This window comes from Kribbella sp. NPDC059898, from assembly GCF_042730855.1.
Lineage (GTDB): Bacteria > Actinomycetota > Actinomycetes > Propionibacteriales > Kribbellaceae > Kribbella.
This window is the reverse complement of sequence record NZ_JBHWKR010000002.1, coordinates 88738-107540: the sequence shown is the minus strand read 5'-3', so window position 1 is coordinate 107540 and position 18803 is coordinate 88738. Positions and strand designations below refer to the sequence as shown.

The following is an 18803-nucleotide window of genomic DNA, read 5'->3' as shown; positions in this document are numbered from 1 at the left end:
AACCCTACTCCGGTCAGGCGTCACACCCACAGTGCTCGGCGTGCCTCGCGAGCGCCCTTGACGGAAGTTTTGCACCCGGCCGGCTGGCGGTCCGGCACGAGATGCGATAATGATAACGATTGTCATTTCATTCCGCTCGAAGGTTGGTCGTACCGTGAACCGCAGACTGCTCGTTCTGCCTGCTCTTGCCGCCGCTCTCGCCCTCGGAACCAGTGCCTGTTCGTCCGGGGACCAGGCGGCCGTCGATTCGTCCGCCGGGAAGGTCAAGGTGGTCGCGTCGACCGACGTCTGGGGTGACCTCGCCGGCCAGGTCGGCGGCGACAAGGTCGAGGTGGCCTCGATCATCACCAGCCCGGACGCCGACCCGCACGAGTTCGAGGCCAGTACCCGCAACCAGGCGGCGCTGGCCGGCGCCGCGGTCGTGATCGAGAACGGCGGCGGGTACGACGACTTCATGGACCGGATGCTGAAGACCGCGAAGAACTCGTCCGCGACGGTCCTGAACGCGGTCACGATCTCCGGCAAGACCGGCAACGAGCACGTCTGGTACGACTTCCCGTCGGTCGCGAAGGTCGTCGACCAGATCCAGCAGGCGTACTCGAAGGCCGCGCCGGCGAACGCGTCGACGTTCCAGCAGAACGCGACCGCGCTGAAGCAGAAGATCGACGGCCTGATGCGGCAGGAGGCGACGCTCAAGACGAAGTACGCCGGGCAGCCGGTCGCGATCACCGAGCCGGTGCCGCTGTACCTGCTGGACGCGGTCGGCCTGCAGAACAAGACGCCCGCCGAGTTCAGCGAGGCGATCGAGGAGGGCAGCGACGTACCTGCGAAGGTCCTGGCCGCGACGCTGGAGCTGTACAGCAAGCATGAGGTGAAGCTGCTCGCGTACAACGAGCAGACCAGCGGTCCGGAGACCGACAAGCTGCTCGCCGCCGCCAAGCAGAACAACATCCCGGTAGTGCCGGTCACTGAGACGCTTCCGAGCGGCAAGGACTACATCGGCTGGATGACCGCGAACCTCGACGCGGTCGGCGCCGCGCTCGGGCGATGAGCGTCGTACTGACCCTGGAGCAGGCTGCGCTCGGCTTCGGGTCCCGGACGCTCTGGGACGGCCTCGACCTGGAGGTGCACAGCGGCGAGCTGATCGCCGTACTGGGCGCCAACGGGTCCGGGAAGTCCAGCCTGCTCAAGGCGATCCTCGGGCAGACCCGGCTCCGCTCCGGTACGGCGACGTTCCTCGGTACGCCGGTCCGTCGCGGCGACCGGCGGATCGGGTACATCCCGCAGCAACGGCCGGCGGATGACGGCGTACCGCTGCGGGGCCGGGACCTGGTCGCGCTCGGGCTGGACGGGCACCGGTGGGGCGTGCCGATCCCGTCGCGGCGGCGCCGGCAGCGGGTGAACCAGTTGCTGTCGTCGGTCGGAGCCGAGGCGTACGCGTCCACCCCGTTGTCGTCGCTGTCGGGCGGCGAGCAGCAGCGGCTGCGGATCGCCCAGGCGCTGGCGGCCGACCCGCGGTTGCTGCTGTGCGACGAGCCGTTGCTGTCGCTGGATCTGCCGCATCAACGGCTGGTCAGCGACCTCGTCGACGACGCCCGCCGGCGGCTCGACCTCGGCGTACTGTTCGTCACCCACGACATCAACCCGATCCTGGACAAGGTCGACCGGGTGCTGTACATCGCCAACCAGCGGTTCCGGATCGGTACGCCGGACGAGGTGCTGACCACCGAGGTACTGAGCGAGCTGTACGACGCGCGGGTCGAGGTGATCCGGCACAACGGGCGGATCCTGGTCGCGGGCATCCCCGAGCAGCAGCACGAACCGGTCGGTGCCCGATGATCTTCGACTTCTCCGGGTACGCCGAACTGCTGCCGCTGCTGCGGAACTCGATCATCGCCTGCGTCGTGCTCGGCGTCGTCGGCGGGCTGATCGGGGTGTTCGTGATGATGCGCGACATGGCGTTCGCGGTGCACGGCGTCAGCGAGCTGTCGTTCGCCGGCGCGGCGGCCGGCCTGCTGTTCGGCGCCGGCGTGGTCACCGGCGCGCTCGCCGGATCGCTGGTCGCGGCGCTGCTGATCGGCGTACTGGGCGCGCGGGCGCGGGACCGGAACTCGGTGACCGCCGTACTGATGCCGTTCGGTCTCGGGCTCGGCATCCTGTGCCTCGGGCTGTACCACGGGCGGGCGGCGAACAAGTTCGGCCTGCTGACCGGGCAGATCGTGGCGATCGACACCCCGCAGATCACGTCGCTGATCGGGATCTCGGTGCTGGTCGTGGCCGGACTGGTGCTGGTGTGGAGACCGTTGCTCTTCGCAAGCACCGACGCCGACGTCGCGGCCGCGCGGGGCGTTCCGGTCGGCGTACTGTCGATCGTCTTCATGATCCTGCTCGGCCTCGCGGTCGCGGTCTCGGTGCAGATCGTCGGGGCGCTGCTCGTCCTCTCGCTGCTCGTCACCCCGGCCGCCGCGGCGCTCCGGGTCTCGTCGTCGCCGATCGTCGTACCGCTGCTCAGCGTCGCCTTCGCGGTCACCGCGGCGGTCGGCGGAATCCTCTTGTCCGCGGGCAGTTCGGTGCCGATCAGCCCGTACATCACGACGATCTCGTTCCTCGTCTACCTCGCGTGCCGGCTGGTGTCCTCCTTTAAGCTGGCTCGGTGAACGATCTGTCGGCGTTGCTGGGGAGTGGGCGCGGTACTGAGTTGTTGCTGTACGGGATGACGCCGCCCCGCCGGTCGATCGCCCCGGACGCGCTCGAACGCTTCACCGCGGTGACGAGGACGCGGCTCGAGCAGCTCGACATCGACGCGCTGATCCTCTACGACATCGACGACGAGGCGGAGCGGATACCGGAGGAGCGGCCGTTCCCGTTCAGCCCGACGATGGACCCGGCGGACTTCCTCGCCGACCAGCTGTCCTGGTGGGACCGGCCGACGATCGTGTACCGCTCGGTCGGCAAGTACACCGCGGCCGAGCTGGACTCCTGGGTACGGCGTCCCTCGGACCAGCTCGGCACCGTGATGGTCGGCGCCCCGACCAGCGCGGCCGAGGTACGAACGACGCTGCCGGCCGCGTACGACCTGTGGCAGCGCTCCGGGTCGGCCCTGCCGCTCGGCGGCGTGACGATCCCGGAACGGCACTCGTCCCGCCTCGACGAGCACGAGCGGCTGCTCCGGAAGCAGCGCAGCGGTTGCTCGTTCTTCGTGACGCAGATCATCTACGACGTCGGCGCCGCGATGGACCTGGCGTCGGACTATCTGTACCTGTGCCGCGCCGAGAACGTCGAGCCGGTGCCGATCGTGTTCACGCTGTCGATCTGCGGCTCGGTGAAGACGCTGGAGTTCCTTGCCTGGCTCGGTGTCCGGGTGCCGCGGTGGCTCCGTAACGAGCTGGTGCATTCCGGCGACCCGGTCGCGGACTCGTACGCGCACTGCGTCGGGATCGCCCGTACTTTGTCGACGTACTGCCGGGACCGTGGGATCCCGTTCGGGTTCAACGTCGAGAGCGTCTCGACCCGGCGGATCGAGAACGACGCCAGTGTCGAGCTGGTCAAGGAGCTGCGCACGTTCGTCGGTTGACTGGCCGGGGGTGAGGTCCGTACCCTCCCAGACAGTGACGGCGCAAGGAAGCCGATGGGAATTCGGCACGGTCGCGCCACTGTGAGCCGGACACGTCCGGTAAGTCAGATACTTCGCCGTCACGACGCTCCACTGGTAGCGGGACGCACGATCCCCTGAAGGAGGCTCTCACGTGAGTAATCTGTCTGCGTCGACGACGACGGTTGTTCTTCCGGTGTCGAAGGCCGTGCTGTGGCTGGTCGGTACGGCGTTCCTGGCGTTCCTGGCGTACTACTTCATCGGCGTCGACCAGGGCGCGTACTCGATCTTCGGCAAGGACATGCACATCCACGAGTTCGTGCACGACGCGCGGCACTTCCTCGGCTTCCCCTGCCACTGAGGTGGAGCGCAAACTGATCCTCCGCGGCCTGCTGGCCGGCGGAGCGGGCGGTCTGGTCGCGTTCGGTTTCGCACGAATCTTCGCCGAACCGCAGATCCAGGCCGCGATCGACTACGAAGCCGGCCGCGACGCCGCCCACGAGCCGTCCGGGCCAGACCTGTTCAGCCGGACACTCCAGGCGAACGCCGGGTTGGGCGTCGGCATGATCCTGTTCGGGATCGCGATGGGTGCCGTGTTCGCGGTCGCGTACACGATCTGCCTCGGCCGCGTCGGCAACCTCCGCCCGCGCACGCTCGCGATGCTGGTCGCGGTGGGCGGTTTCCTCGGGTTCTACTTCGTACTCTTCCTGAAGTACCCCGCGAACCCACCCGCGATCGGCCACGAGGAGACCATCCAGACCCGCGCCAACCTGTACCTGGCGATGGTCGTCTGCTCACTCCTCTTCCTGATCGGTGCCGTTGCCCTGGGCAAGCTCCTGCGCCCCCGCTTCGGCAACTGGAACGCGACCCTCCTGGCGCTGGCGGCGTACGTCGTACTGATCGGCGTCGTGATGGCCGTCCTGCCATCACTCGGCCACCTCGCCGCGAACGTGCAGGAGTACGGCCGGCACGCGACCGAGACCCCGCTGCCGCTGACCGACTCCCACGGGACGATCGTCTACCCAGGCTTCGACGTGGACCGCCTGTACGCGTTCCGCCTGTACTCCGTCGGCGCACAGGTCCTGCTCTGGGGCGTGATCGGCGCGGTCTTCGGCCCACTTGCCGACCGCCTGCTCCGCACTCCCGTCCAGGTCGCGGTGTGACACTCCTCGACCGGATCGCCGCCCTGGGCCCGTTCTTCGCCGTCGAACAGCACGTGGACCCGACGCCGGATCCGCCCTGGCGCCGGCTCGTGGAGATTGTTGACGATCCTGCGATCCTGGCGGATCGCATCGCCCAGACACGGGCCTACCTAGGCGCCGCGAGCGGCCAGGACCCGACGGCGATCGAAGTACGCGTCGCCGCCTCGGTGACCCATCTGGGCCTGGTCGCCCGCCTGATCTCCCCAGCTCTTGCTGCCGTCGTACTCGAGGACCGCGTCCCGACCCTCGCCCTCGACCAACTCCACTGGCAACCCGTCCTCGGCGGCGCCTTCCCCCTCTCCCTACCCCCGATCCCGCCGGCCGGCGGAGACCTGCACCACGAACTCTTCGACGGCCCACTGCCCACGATCGCCCAGGCTTTCGACCTCTCGGACCACATCCTGGTAGGCAACGTCGCCTCAGCCGTCAACGGCGCCGCCACCGCTCTGTCAAACGCCGCCCCCACCCTCGCCACCCGCTCCCGTGCCGTCGCCACTGCCCTGCTGGACGTCCCACCCCTTCGCGGCGCCCACACCTCCAACCCTTTCCGCCGCCGCAGCTGCTGCCTCATCTACCGCGCCGCTCCCGATCGCGACGGCCCTCTCTGCGGCGATTGCGTCCTCAACAAGTCATAAATCTGTGGATAACTAATTCCCTTGAAAATAAGGGGTTCCCGGCTTTGAAAACTGTCCGGCCCGCCAGCTACAGTCATCGGCATGGACATTCTCGGCGGACGCACAGTGGTTGCTCTAGGCAACCACGAGGTGCTGCCTGCCCTGGACAAGGTCCGTACCCAGATCACCCGCCTGCGATCCGTCGAGTTGCAACTCATCGCCCGCTCCGAGACCGACGGCCTCGCCCAGGAGCTCGGTGCCCGCGACACCGTCGAACTCCTCACCGTCCGCCACCGCCGTGACCGTGCCGAGGTCTGGCGCGACGTCCGCCTGGCCCGCGCGCTGCCCAAGTACCAGGCCGTGAACGACGCCCTCACCGGCGGCATCGAGTCGGCCGACGGCACCGTCCATCAGATGCAGATCGGCCACGCGGCCGCGATCATCACCGAACTCGAACGCGTCCGTGACCGCGTCCCGACCGAAACCCTGGACGTCACCGAGCAGCAACTGGTCGGCCTCGTCCCCACCCACACCCCCCAAGAACTCCGCACCGCCGCCAAACACCTCTGCGACCGGATCGACGCCGACGGCCCCGAACCCGAAGAACACAAGGCCTATCAGCGCGAGTCGTTGACGTTGAGCACCGCCGAGAACGGCGTGAAGTTCCGCGGCTACCTCGCCAACGACAACGCCGAACTCCTGCGCGCCGTCATACACGCGGGTGCCCGCCCCCACAAGACCGTCGACGGCGAACACGACCCCCGCCCCCGCGACAAACGCCAAGCCGACGCCTTGACCACAGCGCTCACCGTGGCCGCGAACGCCTGGGACACCGACACCGCCGGCCACGGCGCGAAGGCCAACATCACCGTCACCATCGACCTCGACGACCTGAAATCAGCCACCGCCCACGCCACCGGCCAAACCATCTACGGCGACGACCTCTCCGCTGCCACCGTCCGGCGTCTGGCGTGCGACGCGAACGTCATCCCGCTCGTCCTGGGCTCGAACTCCGAACCCCTGGACGTCGGCCGCCGCGAACGCCTCGTCACCAGACACATCCGGCACGCCCTGATCGCCCGCGACCGCGGCTGCGTGGTCTGTGCAGCGCCGCCGGTAATGTGCGACGCCCACCACCTGACGCACTGGGTCGACGGCGGAGCCACGGCTCTGACCAACCTCGCGCTTTTGTGCCGCCGCCACCACGTGGATCTGCACAACGACCGCTGGCACATCACCATCACCAACGGCAAGGTCGACGTAGCCCGCCCCACCTGGGCCGACCCGACGCCTACACGCCCCACCCAACCACCGAGCCCAGCCCCCGCCCACCCCGACTTCCCACGCGAACCACAGCGCGACACCCCCACCACCCCCGTTCCACCACTCGCCGCTCCCGCCCACCCCGAGCCACCGAGCACGGCACCCGCCCGCCCTGAGCCGCCGGGCGTCGTACCCGCCTACCCCGAGCCGCCGGGCGTCGTACCCGCCTGCCCCGAGCCAGCGGGCGTCGTACCTGCCTGCCCTGAGCCGGCGGGCGTCGTACCTGCCTGCCCTGAGCCGGCGGGCGTCGTACCTGCCTGCCCTGAGCCGGCGGGCGCCGTATCCGCCTGCCCCGACTCACCAGGCGTCGTACCCGCCTGCTCCGATTTGCCAGGGCCCGTGCCTGCTTGCGCCGGCGACCCGCCCCCAACGCTCAACCCCTGGGGCGACACCGACCCACCCACCCCACGACCCAACCGCTGGACAGCCGACGAAGCAACCCTCACCGCCGCAACCCACTTCGCCGTCTGGGGAAACCGCACGCCCACCGAGCCCGCAACCGGCCCACCCTCCTTCGCCACCATCTGACCCTCGACCCAGCTCGGGCAATATGCCACCAATCTGTCGAGCGCGGGTGCCCACCCGCCTGTGCTCGACAGTCCGGCACGCCCGGATCGCCCTGACGACCTCGACACCGCGCGTTCTCTCCAGCCGCTACCCGCCCACCCCGGAACGCATCCCCAGACTCCGGCCACAATTCGGCGACCGCCACCTGCCTCGGCCCGTCACATCACAGGCACACAGGCCCTCGGCTGACAGCCCCGCGAAGCGGCGACCGACAAGTCACACCCACGTCAGCATCCGCCAAAGTCGCGCCCGGCCCGCTATCCATTCACCCACCGAACGCGACCAAAGCAGGCGCAGCGCCGACACGCTTCCTGCCCGTCACCACACCACCCGCCGCCGTCAATCTCCGCACCGCACCTGCGCAACCGGCCGCCCTCGCCGTACATGCGGTACTCACGACACCCTCTTCACCCACAGCACCCCGAGCCTCACGGCATCCACCGGACCCGCAGCACTCGCCGTACTCGCGGCATTCGCCTAATCGCAATACGTGCGGTGCACGACGCACCTGCCGTACCTGCGGTGCCCGTGGTACAGCCCGTACTCCGCAGTGCTGCCGTACGCCGCGATACTCGACGGCGAGCCAACTGCCCTCTCCACACCCGCCCCGCTTGCGGTGCTCGCGGCATCCCCTGTGCGCCCGACACCTGCGGAAGCCGTCCCACGTCCCGTACCAGCCGTGCCCGCGATGCCTGCGGCGGCTCACCATCGTCGCCGTACGTGCCGCACCGGCCGCACCACCTTGCCCCACCTGTGATACGCGCCTTGCCCGCCGTACCCGCGGCGCCCGCCGTACCCGCGGCGCCCGCCGTACCCGCGGCGCCCGCCGTACCCGCGGCGCCCGCCGTGCCTGCCGTGCCTGCCGTGCCTGCCGTGCCTGCCGTGCCTGCCGTGCCTGCCGTGCCTGCGGTGCCTGCCGTGCCTGTGAGTGCCCTGGCGGCCGCCGGAACCGCTGTACTTGCGGGCTGTGCCGTACGTGCGGTGTTCGCCGTATCCGTGGTATCTGCGGGATACGAAGCACTTGCCGCACCTGCGGCCCCCGTTGTACTGGGCGTACTCGCTGTGCCGCCGTACCCCGGCGGTACTCGACGCGAGGCGGCCGCCGTACTCACGGCGTACCGCACCTGCGGTACGCCTGGCGGCCGTCGTGTTGGCGCTACCTCTGCCGGTCGTTGCGGTACCCGGCGTACCCGTGGCACGCGCGGGACGTGCTGTGTCCGCCGTACGCGCCGTCATCGCGGCGCCGGCGTACCTCGCAGCACTCGCCGTCGCCGCAGCACTCACAGTAGATGTCCTACCTGCTGTGCGCACGGCACCTGGTTGTTCGCCGTTCCGCGGCAATCGCCGCATGTGGTACTCGGCGGATCCGATAGGCCGCCGGGCGTGCGGTGCCTGTTGTGCCTGCGGTGTTGGGCTCCGGCGCGAGATTGCCTGCGGCCCCGGGCAGCAAGCCCGCGCCGTGGAGCCGCCCCGTGGAGTCGCCGCTGCGAGGGCCGTCGACGGCGACGCCGAGGGGTCAGTCGAGGTAGCCGGTTGAAGGGTTGATGCCGGAGAGGAAGGACGTGATGGCCTGGTGGTGGTCGGGGTTGGTGCGGGTGGGGGTGGTGGGGCCGGATTCGGTGAAGCCGTAGCCGGGGTTGGGGCCGGTGAGCCAGGTGTAGTCGTAGGTGCCGGGATGGCCCGGGCGGGTGGCGACCTGGAAGCGTTCGCCGTTGACCTGCAGGACGTACGCGGGGGACTGGAAGCGGAGCAGGTAGCCGTCCGGATCGGTCACCAGGAACTGCTCGGCGCCGACCTCGCCCTCATCGGTGCGGTACCACTTGGTCTCCGGCTCCATGAACAGCGGCCACGCGGCCCGGTACAGCGACTCCACGATTGGCACGATCGACGGTACGGCGATCTGCAGGTTGATACCTCGGCCCAGCGGCCTCTCCAGCGGAGCGGTCACCCAGTTCCGGCCGACGCCGGCTTGTTCGAGCATGACGTGAGCGTCGCCGAGTACGACGTACGCGAAACCGGGCCGCTCGTACCGGATCTCGAACCCGCACACACCGCACCAGAACTCGATGCTCTGGGCAACCGACTCGACGAGGAGCTCCGGGACAAGTGCTGGATCCATCGGGCTATTGTGCCAACGGTGGGTGGTCGAGGGGTGGGCGGCGGTGGCGGAAGATGGCGCGGAGGCGGGTGATGTCGACTTCGGGCAGCTCGGTCTCGACCAGCGTGAAGGTCTCCTCGACGAGTTCGGCAAGCATCTCGGCGGCGTTGGCCGGGGCGACGGCGAAGACCTGCCGGAGTCTGCGGTCGAGGTCGTCCGGTGCGAGGTCGAGGTTCGTCGGGAGCCACTTGTGTTTGGGGCCGTAGCGGCGGTTGAGCGCCAGCAGCATGGTCAGCAGTTGCTGGCTGACCGAGCTGAGCAGCCCGGCGAACAGCACCGGATTGCGTCGCTCGATCAGCATTTCCCAGCGCCAGAAGTGGTCGATGACGCCCGCGGACTCGATGACCGCGACCGCAAGCTCTCGCGGGTACATCGCCGCGCGCTCGCGCCATCCCGAGAGCAGATCGACGCCGTGGAAGGGCATCCCGTCCAGCAGGCCGTCGACGACGTTCAGCGCGGCCGGATCCGGCGAGTGGTCGACGAGAACAGCGTCGAGGACCTGTGACGTGGCCGCGGCCAACTGGTGAACGACCTCGACCAGCAGGCCGGCCGGAGAGCCCACGCCCAGATAGAGATCGTCGCACCACACCTGCTCGCCGGCGTCGTACTCGAAGAGCCGGCTGTCCCGCGCGCCACCGGCCGTGGCCAGTTCCGAGCGGGCGAGCTCGGTCGGCGCGGTCTCCCAGAAGACGCCGATCTCGGCGTCCGACCAGCGGTCGGCGTTGCCCGCGCGGTCGAGCCGCCGAGCAGTACGGCGCACACTCCCGGCGCGGCTGCGTACGTACGAAGCAGCGGCTGCACCATCTCCCGCCGCCATAACGAGGCCGTCGACGCCATGCCTGCACCATGCGCGCCGCGCGCCTCAGCATCAACCGAATTTCCTCAGCAGGGCCTTTGCGGTAAGGGCTACGGGTACATCGGCGTCGTCGGTGAGCGTCGAGAGGGTCTCGCTGGTGACGGATGCTGGGAGTTCGCCGAGGGCCTGGACGAGGCGGAGGCGAGCTTCGGGGGTGCTGTGGCTGAGTTTGTGGGTCAGGGCGGCGAGGATGTGGGTGGCCGTGGTGGGGTCGGTGGCGAGGGTGCCGAGGGTTTCGGCGGCCTCGACGTCGTTGGCGCCTTCGATGATCAGGGCAACCAACGCGGGTACGGCGGAACGCTCGCCGCGGGTGCCCAGCGACAGCGCGGCGTGCTTGCGGACGGCGAGGTCCGGGTCTTTCAGGGCGGCCGTCAGGACCGGGATCGCATCAGCATCGGCAATCTCGGCGATCGCGACCACGGCGCGGCGGCGGATGGTGACGTCGGCCGAGCGGAGGGCGGGCGTCAGGGCGGCGAGTACGTCGTCGGTGGAGCGGGCCAGCGCCCAGCGCAGCGCGCCGGCGACGTTCGGGTCGGACTCGGTGAGGAGGGCGCCGGCGAGGACCTCCGCGGGGAGTTCGGTGGGCGCCAGGACGGCCTGCTGGCGGCGGGCTGCGCTGGGGGAGTTGAGGCTGTGCAGGAGTTCGACGACCCGGAGTACGTCGGGCCAGTCGCCGGGGGTCGCGGCGTCGATCGCGCGGAGGCGGTCGAGGAGTTCCTGCTCGCGGTGCAGGCGGTCCTCGGTACGGCGGATCAGGTCGCTCAGCAGCGCGGGCGCCGCGAAACCGGGGTCCTCCAGCGCGCGGCCGATCTCGCGCAGCGACAGGCCGAGGGAGCGCAGCGCCTCGACGTGGAAGATCCGCCGGATGTCGTCGTCGGCGTACTCGCGGTAGCCGCCGATCGTCCGGCCGGTGGGCCGCGCCAGCCCGAGGGACTCGTAATGCCTGAGCATTCGCGAGCTCACCCCGGACCGGCGGGCCACTTCACCGATGAGCATGGACCTGCTGGGGGCCAAGAGCAACGGCTCGTTTCGCCTCGTCGAGCAGCGCACCGAAGTTCGCGCCCGGGTCGTGCAGCAGGCGCTCGGTGGCCTGGGCGTGCGCCTGCACTTTCTGCTTCGGACTCGACAGCGCACTCTCCAACGCGTCCGAGGCCGCGTCGCCCAGCTCGACCAGCGCGCGGCTGAGGCTCAGCTGTACGTCGCGGTCGCCGCGCCCGAGCTCTGTCGCCAGCTCCGCCGCGAGCTGCCGGTCCTGGCCGGCCGGCACCAGCCCGACCGCCGTACGCCAGGCAGTCCGCCTGACCTCGTCGTTCGGGTCGTGCAGCAACTCACGGGTGAGAGCCGGCCAGGTCGCCAGGTCCTTCAGCTTCGACAGCGTGTGCAGCGCCTGGCTCCGGGCCTGGGCGTTCGCGGACTCCAACTCCGCGACGACGAGCGGCACCGTCGCCGAGCGCGGCAGCTGGATCAGCGCCCAGGTGAGCATGTCGCGTACGAAGAAGTCCGGCTCCACCCCGCACCGCGCCACCAGCACCTGGACGGCCGACGGGTCGGCCTCCGCCCCGATTGCCATCGCCGCCCGCAGCCGGGTGGATGTGTCGGCTGACCCCAGGGGGTCGTACTTCGGGTTCACGCGAACCACCTCCTGTCCGCCAGTCAAGACCTTGACACTGTGTCAAGGTCAAGCATCGCACCCTGCCGCGCGGACAGCAGCCGGTCCAGCCAGCGGGGGATCCACCAGTTGAGCCGCCCGAGCAGCTCCATCGAGGCGGGGACCAGCACCAGCCGGACGATCGTGGCGTCGACGAAGACCGCGACCGCGAGGCCGAACCCGAGCTGCTTGACGCCGACATCGGCGCCGAGCATCACCGACAGGAAGACCGCGATCATGATCGCCGCACCGGCCGTGATCACCCGGGCGGTCCGGGACAGCCCGTCCTGGACGGCGGCCCGGGTGCTGCCGCCGGCGACGTACGACTCGCGGATCCGGGAGATCAGGAACACCTCGTAGTCCATCGAGATGCCGAACAGCACCGGGAACATGATCATCGGCACCCATGCGGTCACCGGCATCGTTGTCGGGAAGTTCAGCGCCCGGTGCATCCAGCCCCATTGCAGTACGGCGACCAGCACACCGAACGCGGCGCCGATCGACAGCAGGTTCATCAGGCCGGCCTTCAGCGCCAGCGTCACCGAGCGGAAGATCCCGACCAGGAGGACGAGCGAGAGCCCGACCACGACCAGGATGATGAACGGCAGCCGGTTCGCGGTCAGCTGGGCGAAGTCGACAGCGGCCGCGGCGGCTCCGCCGACCAGGATATGCGGGTCGACCGCCCGCAGCCGCTGGACCAGATCGGTCGTGCCCGGGTCCTGGCTGCCGGTCGTCGGCTGGACCGCGAGTACGGCGATCGACCCGTCCGGGCTGACCTGCGCGGGGCTCACGGACGCGACGCCCGCGGTGTGGGCGACCTCGGCCCCGACGGCGGCGGGGTCGGCGCCGGGCAGCTTCACCGTGACGAGCAGCGTGGACGTGGCGCCTGGTCCGAAGCCGTCGGTGATGATCTTCTGCGCGGCGTACCCGCTCGTGTCGTGTGGCTGCGTGCTCGCGTCGGGCATCCCGAACCGCAGGCTGAGCGTGGGCGAGGCGAGGACGAGCAGCGCCGCGGCGGAGACGACGGTGGCGAGCATGGGACGGCGCGCGATCACACCGGCCCAGCGCGCGGACCACGGGACCTTCGAAGACTTCCGTCGTACGGCGAGCCGGCGACCCGTGAAGCCGAGCAGCGCGGGCAGGAGCGTGGTCGCGGCGGCCATCGTCATCGCGACCGTGACGGCCGAACCGAGGCCGACGCCGCGCATGAAGTCGAGGCCGAGCAGCAGCAGCCCGCACAACGCGATCACCACCGTACCGCCCGCGAACAGCACCGACCGTCCGGCGGTCGACGCGGCGAGGACGACGGCGTCGTGCGGCGTACGCCCGGTGGCCAGCGCCTCGCGGTACCGGGTGACGATGATGAGCGCGTAGTCGATGCCGACGCCGAGCCCGATCATCGTCGCGAGGATCGGCGCGAACGACGGCGCCGGGAACGCGTTCTGCAGCAGCGAGAGCCCGGACAGCCCGACCGCGATCCCGAACAGCGCGGTGACGATCGGCAGCCCCATCGCGAGCACCGATCCGAACGTCAGCAGCAGTACGACGGCCGCCACGACCAGCCCGACCGCGTCCGCGGGACCGCCGCCCGGCGTCTCGACCGCGTCCACCGCGGTACCGCCGAGCGCGAACTGCACGCCGTTCCCCGTCGGCAATGCCTTGAGCAGGTCCTTGATCGTTGCCGCGGGCATCTTGTTGGCGGAGACGTCGAGCGTCGCGACGGCGTACCCGGTGCGGCCGTCGGCGGAGAGCTGCCGCGGGTTCTGGTACGGCGTGACGACCGACGCGACGTGATCCGCGGCCTCGAGCCGGTCGACGGTCCGCAGTACGGCGGTCCGCACGGCCGGGTCGTCCAGCCGCCGGTCCGCGTGCACCGCGAGCGTCAGCGTGTCGGCGGCCTGCCGCGGGAAGTGCTGCTTGTACAGGGCGAGGGCCCGGGACGACTGCGACGAGCCGGTGCCCAGCTCGGTGGCCGCGGGACCGCCGTACTGCTTGGCGAGTCCGATCGACGTGATGGTGAGCGCGATCCAGCACAGCACGACGACGAGCCGGTGCCGGTAGCAGAAGCTTGCGATTCGGGTCATACCAGGAGGGTCGCGAGAACGCGCTGCCCGATCGTCCGCCTACCGCAGACAGTCTCCGTCAAGAACTACTGCGGTTGGGTACTCCCCGGGGAGTAGCCGCCCGGTACGACGAGGCCGCTTTCGTACCCGAAGACGACCAGTTGTGCGCGGTCGCGCGCGCCGACCTTCGCCATTGCCCGTGACACGTGCGTCTTCGCGGTCAGCGGGCTGACGACGAGTCGGCGGGCGATGTCGTCGTTCGAGAGGCCGGCGGAGACGAGTTGGACGACCTCACGTTCGCGCTGGGTGAGGAGTTCGAGTTCAGGGGGCGTACGGCGCTGGGCGGGTCCCGTGTCGGTGGTTGTGAAGCGGGCGATGACCGAGCGTGTGACGCGCGGCGAGAGGAGTGCCTCGCCGGCGGCGACCGTGCGTACGGCCTGCAGGAGCTCCTCGGGTTCGGCGTCCTTGACGAGGAAGCCGCTGGCGCCGGCCCGGAGTGCGGCGAAGACGTCGTCCTCGTCGGTGAAGGTGGTCAGTACCAGGACCCGGACCGCGCTCAGCCGTGGGTCCTCGGTGATCCGCCGGGTCGCGGTCACGCCGTCGACCTCGGGCATCCGCAGATCCATCAGCACCACGTCGGGCAGCAGCGCGCGGGTCGACGCGACCGCTTCACCGCCGTTCGCCGCCTCGCCGACGACCTCCAGGTCAGCAGCACTGTCCAGCAACCCCCGAAACCCCGCCCGCACCAACGCCTGATCATCCACCAGCAGCACCCGAATCACCGCTCACCTCCGGTGTCACGAACCGGCAGCGTTGCACGGATCCGGAACCCGCCGCCGGGTGCCGCGCCGGTCTCGACCTGACCGCCGAGTGCTGCGGCCCGCTCGGTCATCCCCTTCAGCCCGTACCCACCGACCGAATCCGACGGCCCGGTGCCGTCGTCGACCACCTCGACCTCGAGCGCGTCGCCGGTCTGCTCCAACCGGATCCGCGCGCGGGCGTCCGCCCCGGCGTGTCGCAGTACGTTCGTCAACGCCTCCTGCAGGATCCTGTACGCCGCATGGTCGACCGGCTCCGGCAGCGCCGACACCCGCGACTCCACCTCCACCTCCAGACCAGCCGCGCGCACAGCGTCCAGCAGCGCAGGCAATCGGGCCAACCCGGCGTCGTTCTCCGGGCTCACTGCAGGCTCACCCTGCGACCGCAGTACCCCGAGCGTGCTCCGCATCTCGCCGAGCGCCTCCTTGCCGGTACGGCGGATCGCGCTGAGCGCCTCGCGCGCCTTGTCCGGGTCCTGGTCCAGCATGAACAGCGCCGTACCGGACTGCACCGTGATCGTGGAGATCGCGTGTGCGACGGTGTCGTGCAGCTCGCGGGCGATCCGCAGCCGCTCCTCGACCAGCCGCCGTTCGGCCTCCCGTTGCTGCTCAGCGGCGGCCGCGCGCAACCGCTCCTGCGACTGCTCCGCCAACGCCTGCCGACTGCGGACCAGCGCACCCAGCAGTACGGCGACCGCGACCAGCGCGTACTGCGGCAGGAAGATGTCGACGGTGTCCAGCGGCGTCGTACCCTTCCGCAGCGACACCACCACCCCGGTCGTCAACAGCAGCAACGGCACCGGAACCGCACGTGCGGTGCGTCCCGCGTACGCCGCGTCGTACATCGGCACCGCGAGCACGACGGCGGGCGGGAAGCCCGGATAACCGATCGCGTAGTACACGAACAACGCGACGCCGACCAGGTACACCTCGACCAGCGGGTTCCGCCGCCGGAGCAGGATCGCCCCGGCCATCACGCCGCCGAGCACGTACGCGAACCAGTTCCGCGGGATCGACCCCGGCTCCCGCCCGGCGAGGATCGCCACCTCGGCCGCCACGAGTACGACGCCGGCCAACCCGGCGTCCACCAGTCGCTCCCGAGACGTCACCTGCTCACCATAGGCGCCGCCCCGCCGCAGAACGTCCTCCCGGCGAAGGACGCCCCGGCTGCGCGTACTCCGTTGGCGTACTCCCCCCGGAGTAGGAAAACCTGAGGCCGGGCGCGCGGATCGGGACTAGTGTCGATGGCTGGCCCACGACGAGGAGGTCCTGTGTTCCAGCCGCTGCTGGCATCCGCGACTCGTGCCGTTGAGAAACTCCGCGATATCGGCGAACCACTCCCTGACGATCTGACCGACCGGCTGGCCGAGGCCGCCGACGCCGCGAAGGTCGACGAACTGCTCCGCCCGTACGTGATCGTCGAGGTCGAGATCGACGAGCAGGGCTTCACCGCCAGTACGCCGGGGGCCGCGCCGCCGCGGCTCGTCCAGCACGGCTGGCGGAGCTTCCTGGTCCGGGTCGCGAACCCGCACCAACTGCTGGGCGACCTGTCCGCGGTCTCGAACCACGTGCTCCAGAACGTCGACTTCCACAGCCACTCCGCGCGGATCGCGATGCCCGACACGCTGACCGTCGTACCGCGGATCGAGAAGAGCCGGCTGGAGGTGAAGCTCACCGGCGCCACGGACGTGTCCGGCGTCGACGTCGAGTACAAGGTGATCAGCCTGTACAGCCGCGACGACGGCGCCCGGAGCGGCGAGCTGTCGTTCGTGATGGCGGTGGAGGAGCAGTACGACAGCATCACCCGCGGTCCGCTCCGGCAGGCGTGGCAGCGGATGGGGTTCGAGACCCGCCCGTACGCCGCGAAGTACGACTTCGAGTGCGCCGCCGCCCGTGACATCCGGCTCGACGTCCGCGAACCCGACGGCAGCAGCACCGTGGCGACGCTGACCGTCCGGGACGCACAGCGCCGCGCGTACCCGTCGAAGGCGATGCGGCTGGCGCCGGACATGTTCTTCCACGACCACGTGTACCGGGCGACCGGCGAGGTGATCACGCTCCCGGCCGGGCGGTACGAGATCTCCGCGCGGCGCGGCCCGGAGTACCGCGAGGTGCGGCTCGACGTCGACGTGGACGCCGGTACGTCGGCGCTGACGATCGCCCTCGACCGCTGGACCGATCCGGCCGCGCACGGGTACTACTCGGGCGACCCGCACATCCACGCCGGCGGCTGTTCGCACTACAACGTGCCGTCCGAGGGCGTGACGCCGGAGACGATGATCCGGCACGTCCGCGGCGAGGGCCTGTGGATGGGCAGCGTGCTCACCTGGGGCCCGTGCTACTACCACCAGAAGCAGTTCTTCAGCGGCTCGTCGATCAGCCCGCGCGCCGAGCTCGAGTACCCGGCGATGCAGCGGGCGCAGGGGATGACCTGGGACCCGCAGGACACCGACCGCGACGGGCAGAGCCTGCTGCGGTACGACCTCGAGGTGTCCGGGTTCCCGTCCAGCCACTCGGGGCACGTGATCCTGCTCGGGCTCACCGACCAGGACTACCCGGGGACGAAGCTCATCGAGGACTGGCCGTCCTGGAACCTCCCGGTGATGCGCTGGGGGCACGCGCAGAACGCCCTGGTCGGGTACGCGCATTGCGGCCTCGGGCTCGCGGTCGACACCGACGAGCTGCCGAACTACGTCGTACCGGGGTTCCAGTCGATCGGGTCCAACGAGATCATCGTCGACGTACCGCTGGGGGCGGCCGACTTCCAGTGCGGTGCGGAGTTCGCGCCGGCGGCCGAGCTGAACATCTGGTACCACCTGCTGAACGTCGGGTACCGCACGCTGATGCTCGGCGAGACCGACTACCCGTGCATCTACGACGACGGGCCGGGCGTCGGGCGGACGTACGTCCAGCTGCCCGAGCCGCCGCAGGGCCCGCAGGCCTTGGAAACCTGGCTCGGTGGGTTGAAGGACAGGGCGTCGTACTTCGGGGACGGCCGCAGCCACGTCTACGATTTCGCGGTCAACGGCTCGCCCGACCGCGAACAGTCCGTCGACGCTCCGGGGACTGCGCGCGTGACGGCGACGGTCGCGGCCTGGTTGCCGGAAGAGCCGCCGGCCGCACCCGCCGCGGGACAGCCGGTGTACTCGGCGCCGGTCGGCTGGCATCTGGAGCGGTCGCGGATCGGGCAGACCCGGAACGTCCTCGTCGAGGTGCTGGTGAACGGCGTACCCGTCGGCTCCCAGGAGATCGTTGCGGACGGCAACGAGCAGGCGATCGGGTTCGACGTACCGCTGGAGCGGTCCGCGTGGGTCGCGGTGCGGATCCTGCGTAGCGTCCACACCCAGCCGGTCTTCGTCGAGATCGCCGGGCAGCCGATCCGCGCGTCGCGGCGCAGCGCGCAGTGGCTGTACGACTCGGTCGACGCGCTGTGGACGGCGAAGTCCGGCTTCATCCGCGAGGACGAGCGGGAGGCGGCACGGTCGGCGTACGACGAGGCGCAGGCCACGTACGCGAGCCGGCGCGACGAATGCGAGGTGGACTGATGGCGGGTTGTTGCGATCCGGTCGAGACGACCGCGGCGCTCTCGGTGGTGATCAACCCGGAGGCCCGGGTGAACGTCGCCACCACCGGCAACCGGGTGCCGAGCCTGGCCGCCGGTGAGTGGCACACGATCGAGTTCCCGATCGTCAACACCGGATTCGTCACCGGCAGGCTGATGATCGAGAGCGACCCGGTGCCGGGCGTCGAGCTGGACCTGCCGGTGCACGAGCTGACCGGCGAGCCGGCCCAGGACGGGAGCCTGCGGGTGCGGTTCGACGGACCGGCGGTCGTCGACGTGACGCTGCGGTTCCGGGCGCTGGGTTCGCTCGGCGGGCTCGCGCTGCACAGTTCGCTGCACCTGATCCTGCGATCGCACCGGGCGCTGCTGCCGCTCGCCTGACCATGTCGAGATCCTCCGC

The 18803-nt window shown here is 70.1% G+C and carries 18 protein-coding genes and 1 riboswitch; of the genes, 10 read left to right on the top strand and 8 right to left on the bottom strand.

What is annotated here, in order from left to right:
* The first annotated feature begins 154 nt into the window (after nt 1-154).
* The 8 genes from ACFV9C_RS06065 (at nt 155) to ACFV9C_RS06030 (ending at nt 7259) form a co-directional block, all read left to right on the top strand.
* Nucleotides 155-1051, top strand: coding sequence for a metal ABC transporter solute-binding protein, Zn/Mn family (locus ACFV9C_RS06065; protein ID WP_380190986.1), 897 nt, complete (start codon nt 155-157; stop codon nt 1049-1051).
* Nucleotides 1048-1839, top strand: a complete 792-nt coding sequence (locus ACFV9C_RS06060) for a metal ABC transporter ATP-binding protein (RefSeq protein ID WP_380190985.1) — start codon at nt 1048-1050, stop codon at nt 1837-1839. Before ACFV9C_RS06065 ends, ACFV9C_RS06060 begins: the two co-directional genes overlap by 4 nt.
* Complete coding sequence (locus tag ACFV9C_RS06055; protein ID WP_380190984.1) at nt 1836-2657, top strand: metal ABC transporter permease; 822 nt, start codon at nt 1836-1838, stop codon at nt 2655-2657. Before ACFV9C_RS06060 ends, ACFV9C_RS06055 begins: the two co-directional genes overlap by 4 nt.
* Nucleotides 2654-3574 carry a methylenetetrahydrofolate reductase gene (locus ACFV9C_RS06050; RefSeq protein WP_380190983.1) on the top strand — a complete coding sequence of 307 codons (921 nt, stop codon included), beginning with the start codon at nt 2654-2656 and terminating at the stop codon, nt 3572-3574. Before ACFV9C_RS06055 ends, ACFV9C_RS06050 begins: the two co-directional genes overlap by 4 nt.
* 34 nt (nt 3575-3608) lie before the next feature.
* A riboswitch (adenosylcobalamin (AdoCbl) riboswitch) is annotated at nt 3609-3697 on the top strand.
* 49 nt (nt 3698-3746) lie between these two features.
* The gene (locus ACFV9C_RS06045; protein WP_380190982.1) at nt 3747-3953 is read left to right on the top strand and encodes a CbtB-domain containing protein; all 207 of its coding nucleotides are present in this window, start codon (nt 3747-3749) and stop codon (nt 3951-3953) included.
* A gap of 1 nt (nt 3954) precedes the next feature.
* Nucleotides 3955-4755 carry a CbtA family protein gene (locus tag ACFV9C_RS06040; RefSeq protein WP_380190981.1) on the top strand — a complete coding sequence of 267 codons (801 nt, stop codon included), beginning with the start codon at nt 3955-3957 and terminating at the stop codon, nt 4753-4755.
* Nucleotides 4752-5429: a (2Fe-2S)-binding protein gene (locus ACFV9C_RS06035; RefSeq protein WP_380190980.1), complete on the top strand. Its 678-nt coding sequence runs from the start codon at nt 4752-4754 to the stop codon at nt 5427-5429. The genes ACFV9C_RS06040 and ACFV9C_RS06035 overlap by 4 nt, the downstream gene beginning before the upstream one ends.
* Before the next feature lie 81 nt (nt 5430-5510).
* Nucleotides 5511-7259: a DUF222 domain-containing protein gene (locus ACFV9C_RS06030; protein WP_380190979.1), complete on the top strand. Its 1749-nt coding sequence runs from the start codon at nt 5511-5513 to the stop codon at nt 7257-7259.
* Nucleotides 7260-8000: 741 nt separating this feature from the next.
* On the opposite strand, the gene ACFV9C_RS06025 is transcribed toward ACFV9C_RS06030, so the two are convergent.
* The 8 genes from ACFV9C_RS06025 to ACFV9C_RS05990 form a co-directional block, all read right to left on the bottom strand.
* Nucleotides 8001-8582 (bottom strand): hypothetical protein, encoded by a 582-nt coding sequence (locus tag ACFV9C_RS06025; protein WP_380190978.1) that lies wholly within the window; start codon nt 8580-8582, stop codon nt 8001-8003.
* Between the two features lie 232 nt (nt 8583-8814).
* Nucleotides 8815-9417 carry a bleomycin resistance protein gene (locus ACFV9C_RS06020; RefSeq protein WP_380190977.1) on the bottom strand — a complete coding sequence of 201 codons (603 nt, stop codon included), beginning with the start codon at nt 9415-9417 and terminating at the stop codon, nt 8815-8817.
* A gap of 4 nt (nt 9418-9421) precedes the next feature.
* Entirely contained in the window at nt 9422-10273 is an 852-nt protein-coding gene (locus ACFV9C_RS06015) for a hypothetical protein (RefSeq protein WP_380190976.1), read from the bottom strand.
* Nucleotides 10274-10324: 51 nt separating this feature from the next.
* A complete protein-coding gene (locus ACFV9C_RS06010) occupies nt 10325-11263 on the bottom strand; it encodes a HEAT repeat domain-containing protein (protein ID WP_380190975.1) in 939 nt (312 codons plus the stop codon).
* 31 nt (nt 11264-11294) lie between these two features.
* Nucleotides 11295-11942 carry a HEAT repeat domain-containing protein gene (locus tag ACFV9C_RS06005; protein WP_380190974.1) on the bottom strand — a complete coding sequence of 216 codons (648 nt, stop codon included), beginning with the start codon at nt 11940-11942 and terminating at the stop codon, nt 11295-11297.
* Between the two features lie 23 nt (nt 11943-11965).
* Entirely contained in the window at nt 11966-14044 is a 2079-nt protein-coding gene (locus tag ACFV9C_RS06000; RefSeq protein WP_380190973.1) for an MMPL family transporter, read from the bottom strand.
* Between the two features lie 65 nt (nt 14045-14109).
* Entirely contained in the window at nt 14110-14805 is a 696-nt protein-coding gene (locus tag ACFV9C_RS05995; protein WP_380190972.1) for a response regulator, read from the bottom strand.
* A complete protein-coding gene (locus ACFV9C_RS05990; RefSeq protein ID WP_380190971.1) occupies nt 14802-15950 on the bottom strand; it encodes a sensor histidine kinase in 1149 nt (382 codons plus the stop codon). Before ACFV9C_RS05990 ends, ACFV9C_RS05995 begins: the two co-directional genes overlap by 4 nt.
* A 162-nt stretch (nt 15951-16112) precedes the next feature.
* Between ACFV9C_RS05990 and ACFV9C_RS05985 the strand changes: the two genes are divergently transcribed.
* Nucleotides 16113-18386, top strand: coding sequence for a CehA/McbA family metallohydrolase (locus tag ACFV9C_RS05985; protein WP_380190970.1), 2274 nt, complete (start codon nt 16113-16115; stop codon nt 18384-18386).
* Nucleotides 18386-18784, top strand: coding sequence for a hypothetical protein (locus tag ACFV9C_RS05980; RefSeq protein ID WP_380190969.1), 399 nt, complete (start codon nt 18386-18388; stop codon nt 18782-18784). Before ACFV9C_RS05985 ends, ACFV9C_RS05980 begins: the two co-directional genes overlap by 1 nt.
* The last annotated feature ends 19 nt before the right edge of the window (nt 18785-18803 follow it).

Coding starts and splice junctions, on each gene's coding strand:
- ACFV9C_RS06060 (WP_380190985.1), top strand. CDS start 1,048: ATGAGCGTCGTACTGACCCTGGAGCAGGCTGCGCTCGGCTTCGGGTCC.
- ACFV9C_RS06055 (WP_380190984.1), top strand. CDS start 1,836: ATGATCTTCGACTTCTCCGGGTACGCCGAACTGCTGCCGCTGCTGCGG.
- ACFV9C_RS06030 (WP_380190979.1), top strand. CDS start 5,511: ATGGACATTCTCGGCGGACGCACAGTGGTTGCTCTAGGCAACCACGAG.
- ACFV9C_RS06020 (WP_380190977.1), bottom strand. CDS start 9,417: ATGGATCCAGCACTTGTCCCGGAGCTCCTCGTCGAGTCGGTTGCCCAG.
- ACFV9C_RS06015 (WP_380190976.1), bottom strand. CDS start 10,273: ATGGCGGCGGGAGATGGTGCAGCCGCTGCTTCGTACGTACGCAGCCGC.
- ACFV9C_RS06010 (WP_380190975.1), bottom strand. CDS start 11,263: ATGCTCAGGCATTACGAGTCCCTCGGGCTGGCGCGGCCCACCGGCCGG.
- ACFV9C_RS06000 (WP_380190973.1), bottom strand. CDS start 14,044: ATGACCCGAATCGCAAGCTTCTGCTACCGGCACCGGCTCGTCGTCGTG.
- ACFV9C_RS05980 (WP_380190969.1), top strand. CDS start 18,386: ATGGCGGGTTGTTGCGATCCGGTCGAGACGACCGCGGCGCTCTCGGTG.